9 protein-coding genes and 1 pseudogene are annotated in these 10,157 nt (G+C 68.0%); 7 read left to right on the forward strand and 3 right to left on the reverse strand.

Annotation, left to right across the window (positions count from 1 at the left end; genetic code table 11):
• From ADL12_RS52690 to ADL12_RS15165, 4 genes are all read left to right on the forward strand, one after another.
• Positions 1 to 859, forward strand: an 859-nt coding sequence (locus ADL12_RS52690) for an IS701 family transposase (RefSeq protein WP_159053173.1), incomplete at its 5' end; no start/stop codon positions are given.
• Between the two features lie 208 nt (positions 860 to 1,067).
• Positions 1,068 to 1,835 (forward strand): alpha/beta fold hydrolase, encoded by a 768-nt coding sequence (locus tag ADL12_RS15155; protein WP_062702599.1) that lies wholly within the window; start codon positions 1,068 to 1,070, stop codon positions 1,833 to 1,835.
• Positions 1,836 to 2,172: 337 nt separating this feature from the next.
• A complete protein-coding gene (locus ADL12_RS15160; protein ID WP_062702601.1) occupies positions 2,173 to 2,502 on the forward strand; it encodes an NIPSNAP family protein in 330 nt (109 codons plus the stop codon).
• Positions 2,503 to 2,946: 444 nt separating this feature from the next.
• Positions 2,947 to 3,933 carry a hypothetical protein gene (locus tag ADL12_RS15165; protein WP_062702603.1) on the forward strand — a complete coding sequence of 329 codons (987 nt, stop codon included), beginning with the start codon at positions 2,947 to 2,949 and terminating at the stop codon, positions 3,931 to 3,933.
• 495 nt (positions 3,934 to 4,428) lie between these two features.
• Here the strand turns inward: ADL12_RS15165 and ADL12_RS15175 are convergent, their stop codons facing one another.
• Positions 4,429 to 5,349, reverse strand: a complete 921-nt coding sequence (locus tag ADL12_RS15175; RefSeq protein ID WP_062702607.1) for a helix-turn-helix domain-containing protein — start codon at positions 5,347 to 5,349, stop codon at positions 4,429 to 4,431.
• A 174-nt stretch (positions 5,350 to 5,523) separates the two neighbouring features.
• Here ADL12_RS15175 and ADL12_RS15180 point away from each other — a divergent pair, with 174 nt between their 5' ends.
• The 3 genes and pseudogenes from ADL12_RS15180 (at position 5,524) to ADL12_RS15185 (ending at position 8,506) form a co-directional block, all read left to right on the forward strand.
• A complete protein-coding gene (locus ADL12_RS15180; protein WP_062702609.1) occupies positions 5,524 to 6,870 on the forward strand; it encodes an aldehyde dehydrogenase family protein in 1,347 nt (448 codons plus the stop codon).
• Positions 6,871 to 7,021: 151 nt separating this feature from the next.
• Positions 7,022 to 7,331, forward strand: a pseudogene (locus ADL12_RS58450) (hypothetical protein); the annotation flags it as partial.
• A 62-nt stretch (positions 7,332 to 7,393) separates the two neighbouring features.
• Positions 7,394 to 8,506, forward strand: a complete 1,113-nt coding sequence (locus ADL12_RS15185) for an alkene reductase (protein ID WP_062702611.1) — start codon at positions 7,394 to 7,396, stop codon at positions 8,504 to 8,506.
• Between the two features lie 797 nt (positions 8,507 to 9,303).
• On the opposite strand, the gene ADL12_RS15190 is transcribed toward ADL12_RS15185, so the two are convergent.
• Together ADL12_RS15190 and ADL12_RS15195 are read right to left on the reverse strand one after the other, a co-directional pair.
• A complete protein-coding gene (locus ADL12_RS15190; protein WP_208614549.1) occupies positions 9,304 to 9,486 on the reverse strand; it encodes a DUF6233 domain-containing protein in 183 nt (60 codons plus the stop codon).
• 264 nt (positions 9,487 to 9,750) lie between these two features.
• Positions 9,751 to 9,963, reverse strand: coding sequence for a hypothetical protein (locus ADL12_RS15195; RefSeq protein WP_159053174.1), 213 nt, complete (start codon positions 9,961 to 9,963; stop codon positions 9,751 to 9,753).
• Positions 9,964 to 10,157: the final 194 nt, after the last annotated feature.

Genomic DNA, 10,157 nt, shown 5'->3' on the forward strand with positions numbered 1-10,157 from the left:
TCACGCCGATCCCCGGATCGCCCGCCCGCACATTGGAACAGCTACACGCCCGAACAACTGCGGAATCCCGTCCCTGACAGTTATTGAAATACGGGCCCCTGGACGCATCGAGAACAGCCAGGTCGCCGTCTACCTTGCCTACTCCACCCCACTCGGGCATGCGGCGATCGACCGGGAACTGTATGTCCCGCGCTCCTGGACCCAGGACCCGGACCGCTGCCAGGTCGCGGGTATTCCTGGCACCGTGGACTTCGCCACGAAGCCCCAACTCGCCGCACGCATGATCGGCCGCGCACTGGATGCCGGGCTTGCCGTCTCCTGGGTGGCCGGCGACGAGGTCTACGGGGGCAACCCGCACCTGCGGACCGCGTTCGAGCAAGGCCAGCTCGGTTACGTCCTCGCCGTTGCCTGCGACCACCAGTTCACCACCCGTGCGGGCACGTTCCGCGCCGATGCCCTGGCCCGGAAGCTTCCGAGGCGAGCCTGGCAGAAGCTGTCCGCGGGAGCCGGAGCCAAAGGCCACCGCTTTTACGACTGGGCCCTGGCCGACATCGCCGACGACCGTCCCGGTCACCGCCATCTGCTCGTCCGCCGCAACCGGAGCACCGGTAAACTCGCCTTCTACCGCTGCTACTCAGCGAACCGAGTACCGCTGTCCAGCCTGGTGCGGGTGGCCGGCCGCAGATGGACTGTCGAGGAAACCTTCCAGTCCGGCAAGGGCTGGCCGGACTGGACGAACACCAGGTCAGACGCTGGACGTCCTGGCACCGTTGGGTCACCCTCGCGATGCTCGCCCACGCCTTCGTCGTCGCGGCCACTGCCGCCGAACGCGCTCAGGATCCAGCCCCGAACGGCCTGATCCCGCTGACCTGCAACGAGATCCAGCACCTTTTCACGACACTCATTGTCCGGCCTGTCCTCGACGCGGCACATCGGCTGCACTGGTCGATCTGGCGCCGTCGCCACCAAGCCCGCGCCCGCGCAAGCCACTACCACCGCCAGGCGGCGCTCCAGTCGTACGGGCCGTGGTAGACGAGCCCTGGCAGCCCGTGGGAAGCTGACATCCCATGCTGCCAGTGATCTTCATTCATGGTCTGATCGGCTCATTCGCCGACCCACGCGCCCTCGCGCCGCTCCACCCGGCCCCCACCCTCTGTCCCGACCTGCACGGCTACGGGGCCGATGCCCGGGCCGAGCCCGGCACTATCACCATCGATACGCAGGTGGAACACCTGCGTGCGACCATTGACCAGGCACTGCCGGGCGGTCACGTCCATCTGGTCGGGCATTCGGTCGGCGGCGTGATCGCCGCCGCATTCGCCCACCGGTTCCCGGAGCGGACCGCATCGCTGGTCAGCGTCGAGGGCAACTTCAGTCTCGCGGACGCTTTCTGGTCGCAGCAGCTGGCAGCCAAGACAGCCGCCGAGGTGGAGCAGATCCTGCAAGCCGACCGTGCCGATCCTGGGCGGTGGCTGCGTGCCGGAGGCATCGAGCCGACCAGGGAGCACCTCCGCTCTGCGACACAAGACCTGGCCTACCAGCCCGCTTCAACCATCCACGCCATGGCTCGTACCGTCGTCGAGTACACCGCTGGACCTGACTACCAGCAGCTGCTGCGGGACGTGTTCGAGCGCGTCCCGGTCCATCTGGTCGCCGGGGCCCGCTCACGCGCGGGGTGGGACGTGCCTGCCTGGGCTCTGTCCGCCGCAGCCAGTTACACCGAACTCCCCCGCACGGGCCACATGGTGATGCTGGAAGCGCCCGAGGAGTTCGGCGCACTCCTCGCTGGGCTCCTTGCCCCGGTGTCAGCAGGCCAGGTCAGCACCCCAGAGTGACTGCTGGGGACACCTGGCCGCTTCGGACTTCCCTTCAAAGGAACCGCACCCATCTCGGACTGCCCGCCACCGAGGGAGTTGACGCTCCTGGAAATCGGCCGCCCTTACTCGTTCTCCTCAGCTGGTTGTGGACTCATTCAAAGGCTTGGGTCTCTATTGAGAGACATAGCCGACTTCTGCTCCGCATATCTCAAGTGGTCGACTACGGGATCGGGAAACCGGAGCCGCATCGGCCGGGCGAGGCAGGGTTTGGAAGCATGCAGATCCGTGGGGCAAAGGCCATTGGTGACCGGCGCCGACCGCGACCGGCACCCACTGGGCCAGGAGGAATACTCACGTGATCACTTGCCATCTGCACTATGAGATCGATCCCAGCCAGGCTGTCGCGTTCGAGACGTATGTGACGGGGTGGATCCCGATCGTCACCCGCTTCGGCGGCACGCACCACGGCTGCTTCTTGCCGCACGAAGGAGCCAACGACATCGCCTACGCCCTGTTCTCCTTTCCCAGCCTGGCTGCCTACGAGGACTACCGTGCTGCCATCCGGCAGGATCCGGAGGCTCAGCAGCTCTGGCAGCTCAGCACGGATTCCCACTGTATCCGCCGCTTCGACCGGTCTTTCCTGCGCCCGGCAATGCAACCGTCAGGCGGCGATGAGGCCGCCTAGCCCGCTCGCAGACGGGTGTCCCTGACCGGCACTGTTCGACAGGGACACCCCAGCTCGTCGGCGCATCTCTTCCACGCCACTCCACGACCACGAAGATCACGATCTACAGCTGGAGTACTAAGTTTCTCGGGCAGGCCCCTGCCACTCCGCCCTTTCATGTGGCCTGACCAGCACAGCAGCGCACCTGACACCCCATCAAAACGAGCGTCACGAGCGTCATTTCACGTCAAGATGTCGCCCGTAACGCCCACACCGCACGTAATGCACAGGCACAAAACCGACACGTCCCGCAGGCGCAGTTGGACGGGCAGCGGTGGCTGGAACAGATCTCCTACTACGGCGTCGGCCAGTTCGAACGGCTGCTGCAGGTGTCCTGCTGGATCGTCATCGCCTACCTCTCCGGCCTGCGCGACTTTCGAGATCAAACACCTGCGGCGCGGCTGCGTGAGCGCCCAACGCGACACCGACGGCCGCATCTACCGCTACCGGCTTCACGGACTGGCCTTCAAGGGCGAAGGCGTCCATGGCGCGGCCGCCACCTGGATCGTCACCGCTCCCGTCGCACGAGCCGTCGCCGTCCTGGAACGCTGCCAGCCGGCCGACGAGCCGTACCTGTTCGCACACCCGCTCAAATCGGCCAATCATCAGCGCCACCACGTGGCCGGGCGCGTGCGGACCAGCGCCACCACCATCAAGGACATCACCGCACTGGCCAAGTGGATCAACTCCTACTGCGCTGTTCACTCACGCGTGGATGCGATCCCCGAGGACAAGGGGCGCCTGCCGCGCCTGACGCCCCGGCAGTTCCGCCGCACCCTGGCCTGGTTCATCGCCCACCGCCCGGGCGGCACCATCGCCGGCGCTCTGCAGTACCGCCACCAGCGCATCCAGATGTTCGAGGGCTACGCCGGCACCAGCGACTCCGGCTTCCGCGACGAGGTCGAGGCCGAAGAAGCATTCGCCCGCGGCCAGTTCCTCGCCGAGATGGGTGCCGACGACGACCGGCCGGCTCTGACCGGTCCCGCAGGTGCGGAAGCCGAAGCCCGGCTCGCCGAGTTCGCCCGCCACACCGTCTTCGACGGCCAGGTTGTCACCGATGAAGCCCGCCTGCGGCGCATCGTGGCCCGTCACGACACCCACGTGTACCCGGGGACCTTCATCACCTGCGTCTACAACCCCGACCGCGCCCTGTGCCGCAGCCGTGAGGCTTCCGCCGGTCAGCCCGTCATGGCCGACTGCCAGCCGCAAGCCTGCCGCAACACCGCCCTCGCCTCCGCTAACCGGCAGGCCCTGGCCGATCACCTCGCCCGGCTGGAGGACACACTGGCCGCCGGCGACCGTTTGGCCCCCTACGTCCGTCACCGCCTTGAGGAACAGCACCGTGCCACCGCCGCGTTCCTCACCCGCCACACCCCGGAGATCGCCGAGTGAAACGCGCCCTGCCCGACACCGACACCGTCAAAGCCGCCATCGACACCGTCCTTGCCGAGGCCGCCGCCCGCGGACGGCGCCCCACCGTGACCGCGGTCGAGCGGCTCCTGGACATCCCGCACGCCACCTTCCACCGGCACTACGCCGACCTGATCGACGCGCACTTCCGGCCCCGCATCCCGGCCCCAGCCCAGCCTGCGATTCCGCGGGAACCCTCCGGATCCGACGTACGTACGGAAGCCAACCTGAGCCGACTACGGAAGGAGAACACCGACCTGCGCCGCACCCTCGCCCTGTACGAGGAGGCCATCCGCCCGCTGACCCTCGAAAACGACGCCCTGCGCAGTGGCGCCGCCGTCATTCCCCCTGCCCAACCGCAGCACGCTCGCGCCACCCGCGCCGTCCTTAATCCGGCACCGCCCCCGGAGGCGTCTGGTGTGCGAAAGGACGCTGGGCGTGGCGCGCAGCCAGCTACCGATGATCAAGGGAAGTTCATCAAGCCGTGCGTGCCGGCGGCATCCCGGCTCCCGCCCTTGTCGCGTCGGTGCCCCAGCTGGCCAGCAGTCGTAGTGCCTCCACCGACGGGGAACCGGGTTCGGCGTGGTAGGTCGCCAGCGTCTGTTCGTGGTCGTTGGCCAGGTGGAATGACTCCGGGTGGAGGTCGAGTTCGCCGACGAGCGGGTGGTGCAGGCGCTGGACGCCGTGGCACTTGTCCTTGACGTCGTGGGTGGCCCACAGCCGCCTGAACTCCTCGCTCTTCACGGAGAGTTCGCCCACCAGCGCGGACAGCCGGGGGTCGTCCGGATGGGAGCCGGCGTCCATGCGCAGCTGAGAGACGACGTTGTTCGCTTTGTGCTCCCAGTCCACGAACAGGTCGCGGTACTCGGGCCTCAGGAACACCAGCCGTGCCCAGTTCCGCTCGTGCGCCGGCAGCTCGGCCCAGTCGCCGAAGACCGCCGCGGCCATCCGGTTCCAGGCGAGGATGTCCGAGCGCCGCCCCACGAGGAGCGCCGGGACGCCGTCCATGGTGTCCAGCAGCGTCCGCAGGGGGCCCCGCACCTGCTGGGCGCGGCCGGCCGGCTTCTTCTTCTGTTTCGGCTTCGCCAGGTGTGTGAGGTGGGCGTGCTCGGCGTCGCTGAGCCGCAGCGCGCGGGCGATGGCGTCGAGGATCTCCGCCGACACGTTGCGCCCGTTGCCCTGCTCAAGGCGCGTGTAGTACGCCACCGACACTCCGGCCAGCTGCGCCAGCTCCTCGCGGCGCAGCCCCGGCACCCGCCGGTGCCGCCCGAAGTCCGGCAGGCCCACGTCCTCCGGCCTCAGCCGGGCCCGCCGGGTGCGCAGGAACTCTCTGAGCTCGGCACGCGGGTCCAGCGCGCCGGCGGCGGGCTCGTGCACCGGTTCGGGGTATTCGTCCATGCCTCGAGTATCCACGGTCGGACGCACACCTGCCTGACCCGGCCAGTGGTAGGCACAGCGGACGTACGCAAAGCCGTGACCTGGGTGAATACCGGATCGTCCAGCACGCTGGAGACCGTGCCCGGCTGGAAAGCAGCCGGGGCGTGGCTTGCATCAAGAACGGAGTACACCCCCATGACCGCAACACAGGGGACCGAGTCGAGGACGCACCAGAGCGAAACGGCCGCGGAGGTGGTCGGCCGCCTTCGTGCGACGTTCAACACCGGCGTCACCCGCGGACTGGACTGGCGCGTCAACCAGCTGCAGCGGCTACGGGCACTGCTGGTCGAAAACGAGCAGGAGCTGGTCGAAGCGCTCTGGGCGGATCTGAGGAAGAACCCCGCCGAGGCGAAGACGCAGGAGATCGACTTCACCGTCGCCGACATCGACGAGACGCTGGCGAGTCTCGAGAGCTGGCTTCAGCCTCGCCCGGTGGAGGTTCCCGCCCACTTCGGTCCCACGACAACGGCATACACCACGTACGACCCGCTCGGGGTCGTCCTGGTGATCGCTCCGTGGAATTTCCCGCTGCACCTTCTCATCGACCCCATCATCGGCGCACTGGCCGCCGGGAACACCGTGGTGGCCAAGCCGAGCGAGATCTCGGTGCACACATCGGCGGTCGCTTCACGCCTCCTGCGAGAGTACTTCGACGCCGACGTGCTCACCGTGGTCGAGGGGGGCGCCGAGGAGACCACGGCCCTCCTGGCACAGCGTTTCGACCACATCTTCTACACGGGCAATGGCACGGTCGGCCGGATCGTCATGGCCGCAGCCGCCAAGAACCTCACCCCGGTCACGCTTGAACTCGGGGGCAAGTCGCCGGTCTTCGTGGCACCTGACGCTGACGTGGACGAGACCGCGAAGCGGCTGGTCGGCGCCAAGTTCGGCAACGCGGGGCAGCAGTGCATAGCCCCGGACTATGTTCTGGCTGACCCTGCCACCGCTGCCGCACTGGTTCCCGCCCTGCGCACGGCGGTCGAAGCCCAGTTCGGCACCAGCCCGCAGACCGCGGCCGACTTCGGCCGGATCATCAACGAGCGGCACTTCGACCGGCTCACGCGTCTGCTGGACTCCGGCCGGGCGGCGGTGGGAGGCCGGCACGACCGTGACGACCTGTTCATCGCACCGACCGTGCTCACCGATGTCGACCCCGCATCGCCGGTCATGCAGGAGGAGATCTTCGGTCCGATCCTCGCCGTCGTCGAAGTCGAAGACCTCGATGCCGCCATCGCCTTCATCAACGAACGCGACAAGCCCCTCGCGCTCTACGCCTTCACCACGTCCGAGGCCACCAAGTCGCGCCTCTTGAACGAGACGTCCTCCGGCGGCGTCGCCTGGGGCCAGCCGGTGATGCAACTGCTCATGCCCGGCCTGCCTTTCGGTGGCGTCGGCGAAAGCGGCATGGGCCGGTACCACGGCCGGTATTCCCTCGAGACGTTCAGCCACCTCAAGGGTGTCGCGGACGTACCGCTCAGCTAGCCTCGCGCTTTCGTGAAGCAGGCTGTCCAATGGGCGATCGGCCGGCGGAAGTGCCTCAGGCCGGTGAGAATGAGGATCGCTGAGATCGCTGTTCCCGCCACCGCCGGAAGCGCGTTCCAGGTGAAGCCGTGTATCGGTCCTCTTCGCGGGGGCGCGTCGAGGGAGTCGGTCGCGGCGCGGCCTGCAGACACCGATCCGTACCGACTCCGGCGGCGGCACCCATGACTTCGTCACCTGGCTGACTGCTGATCGTGCGCAAGGAGCGAACGCCACTACTCCGGCGGGCAGTTGCGCTTGACCGGCGTCGACCCCGACGCCGACGGGATGCGGCTCTCACCGCGTTCGCCCCCGCGTTCGCCGCCAACACCACCCACACCCCGATCGCGGTCCTGGAACCGCGTCACCGTCAGCGGGCCCGCGCCTGCCCGAGGACCGCATCCGCGCCTCCGCCGGGACAGCGTGGACCCTCTGCGTCGCAGACCTTCATCCCGTTTTCCTCCGTATTACAGAAAGAAAGAGACCCATGACTGTCAAAATTTCAGAAGTTTCGCCCGTTCCGTCGCTTTTCTCCCCCGTCTCCCTCGGGAAGATCGAGCTCGCCAACCGCATCGTCATGGCACCGATAACCCGGGTCCGGGCCGGTTCCTCCGGCATTCCCGGGGACCTGATGGTCGAGTACTACCGGCAGCGGGCGAGCGTCGGAATGATCATCACCGAGGGCACCTACCCCGACCATGCGTCGCAGGGGTATGTCGGTGAGCCGGGCATCGCCACCGACGAGCAGGCGGCCGGCTGGCAGCGGGTGTTCGAGGCGGTGCACGCCGAGGGCGGCCGCATCGTCCTGCAGATCATGCACGCCGGCCGCGGCACCCACCCCGACATCAACGGCGGCCGCCGCATCCTCGCCCCCAGCGCGATCGCCATCGACAATAAGACGTTCACCGAGAAGGGCGAGCAGCCCTACCCCGTACCGGAAGCGATGACCACCGCAGAGATCCGGGCAGCCCTGGAGGACTTCGTCGCCGCGGCCCGCCGGGCCATCGAGGCGGGAGCGGACGGCGTGGAAATCCACGGCGCCAACGGCTACCTGCTCCACCAGTTCCTCTCCCCGGCGGCCAACCAGCGCACCGATGGATACGGCGGCTCGCCGCAGAACCGCGCCCGCTTCGTCGTCGAGGTCGTCACGGCGGTCGCCCAGGCCGTCGGTGCCGAGCGGGTCGGGCTGCGGATCTCGCCGGAGGTCGACCTCGGGGACGTCTTCGAGACCGACCGGGACGACGTCCTGGCCACCTACGGCACCCTGATGGACCAACTGCGCCCGCTGGGCCTGGCCTACCTCTCCGTACTGCACACCGAGCCGGGCGGCGACCTGGTACAGGAGCTGCGGCGGCGCTTCGACGGCAAGCTGATCGTCAACAACGGCCCCTTCGGGGGGCAGACCACCCGCGAGCAGGCGCTCCAGCAGATCGAGGCCGACCACGCCGACGCCGTGGTCGTGGGCCGGGCCCTCATCGCCAACCCCGACCTGGTCGAGCGCTGGCAGGGTGGCCACCCGGAGAACGAGCCGCGGCCGGAACTGTTCTACGGGCCGGGCGCCGAGGGCTACACCGACTACCCCTTCCTCGAAGCGGCTTGACGCCCACGGTCACGCCTGTCCATGCGGCAGCCCCACTCACACATGGACAGGCGCCCGACCGGCGACACTGTGCCCGCCCCTTTGAGCCCGCGGTCACACCGGCGATCACCGGCTCGAGGACCGTCGGGTTCGTCAGGGCGTTGACGGTCCACAGGTTCCTGGTCAGCAGCCTGCGTTCGGTGACCTCGTCGAGCACATCGCTCTCGTGCGTGGCCACCGCGGCGGCCTTCGGCCACAGCTGACGCCTATGACAGTTTTCGGCGGCGGCCCATCTACCAGGTCCGCCTTCCGTAAGGGAGTCCTTCGCCGATATCCGTCCCCGCTGTACACCGGCGCCCATACCGTCCAGCCCGAGCGCTGGGAACGGGGGTGACGAAAGGGGCTGTCGGTGGGGCGAGATCTGGGTCTGGACGGGGTGGTGGACTACTTCACCCTGTCCGGCGACGAGGCGGGCTGGTTACGGAACAAAAGCGGCGCCACCAGGCTGGGCCTCGCCGTCCATCTGAAATTTTGCGGCGGCGACCTCGGAGGCGGTTCACGAGTTACTTGGCACCTGATTCGCCGCTCGTCAACGGCTCCCCAACCGACGCCACCACTGGTCCAGGGCCCTTCACGCCGGAGGGCCCTGAGCCATGCCCGCAGTGGACAACGGACAGAACGAAACCCCATCCATAACTTGACCTCGAACCACCACCCGGGGGCGGTCGGCAGCGCGGGGACCAGCTGGGCCAGCGCGACCTCCACAGGGAACTCCACGTGATCAGCCTCCGCTCATGAACCGCCGCGTGCTCGCCGGCCTACTCCGGGATGACCCGGAGTGCCGTGTCCGGATTGCAGAAGGGGCAGGCCTCGACGTGCCCGTACAGCGCACGCCGCGCCTGGTCCTCGCTGATCCCCTTGACCCGGACGCCTTTCGCCATGTCGCACCAGCCCTGGTGGACGCGCACGGGTGGGCTCTCAGCCCCGATGCCCCGTTCCATCAGCCAGTCCGGCGGAGGCGGACGCCGCTCCTCGGCCCTCCGTCGCGCGGCCTCCCGCTCCTCCTCGATGGCGATCCACCGTGTCCTGTGCCATCAAAGGCTGATCTTTTGCCAGTGAAGCTTGGTGATCAGCAGGTTTGTGCCATCGACCTTTGATCAGCGCGGAGTGCCAGCCGTTGGGGGGCGGCGGTAGGGCGATTACGCGAAAGCCCTCTCCATCCCCAGGGCGGGGGTGGAGAGGGCAAACGTCGCAGGCGAGGGGACTCACGCAGTGGTGCAGGAGGTAGCGGGAGCCAGTGCCCCGACCAGGCCGAGACAGACATTGCCGTTGTTGGCGAGGTTGAGGAGGCCGTTCTGGCTCTGGATGTTGCTCTCCCAGCGCCAGGTCCATGCCCCCGAAGGTGGCGCGGCCATGGCCGGGGTGGTGAGGGAGACGGCACCTCCGGCGAGCAGTAGGACTGCGAGAGCGCGCTTCATGGTGTTCATAGTGTGATCAACGACGCGGACTTCACAGAGGCACCGGGATCCGTCGGACGGGACCCAGGAAGACAAAAGGCGACCTGAGTCGCTCAAACTTCCCTACGTTGTTCTGCGGGACAGGGCGAGCCCTTCGTATGGTTGGCCCACCCAGGGGCATCGGGTGTGGCTTTCAAACTTCTGCCGCTTGTGGC

Origin of the sequence: Streptomyces regalis, from assembly GCF_001509475.1 — a bacterium.
Taxonomy (GTDB): domain Bacteria; phylum Actinomycetota; class Actinomycetes; order Streptomycetales; family Streptomycetaceae; genus Streptomyces; species Streptomyces regalis.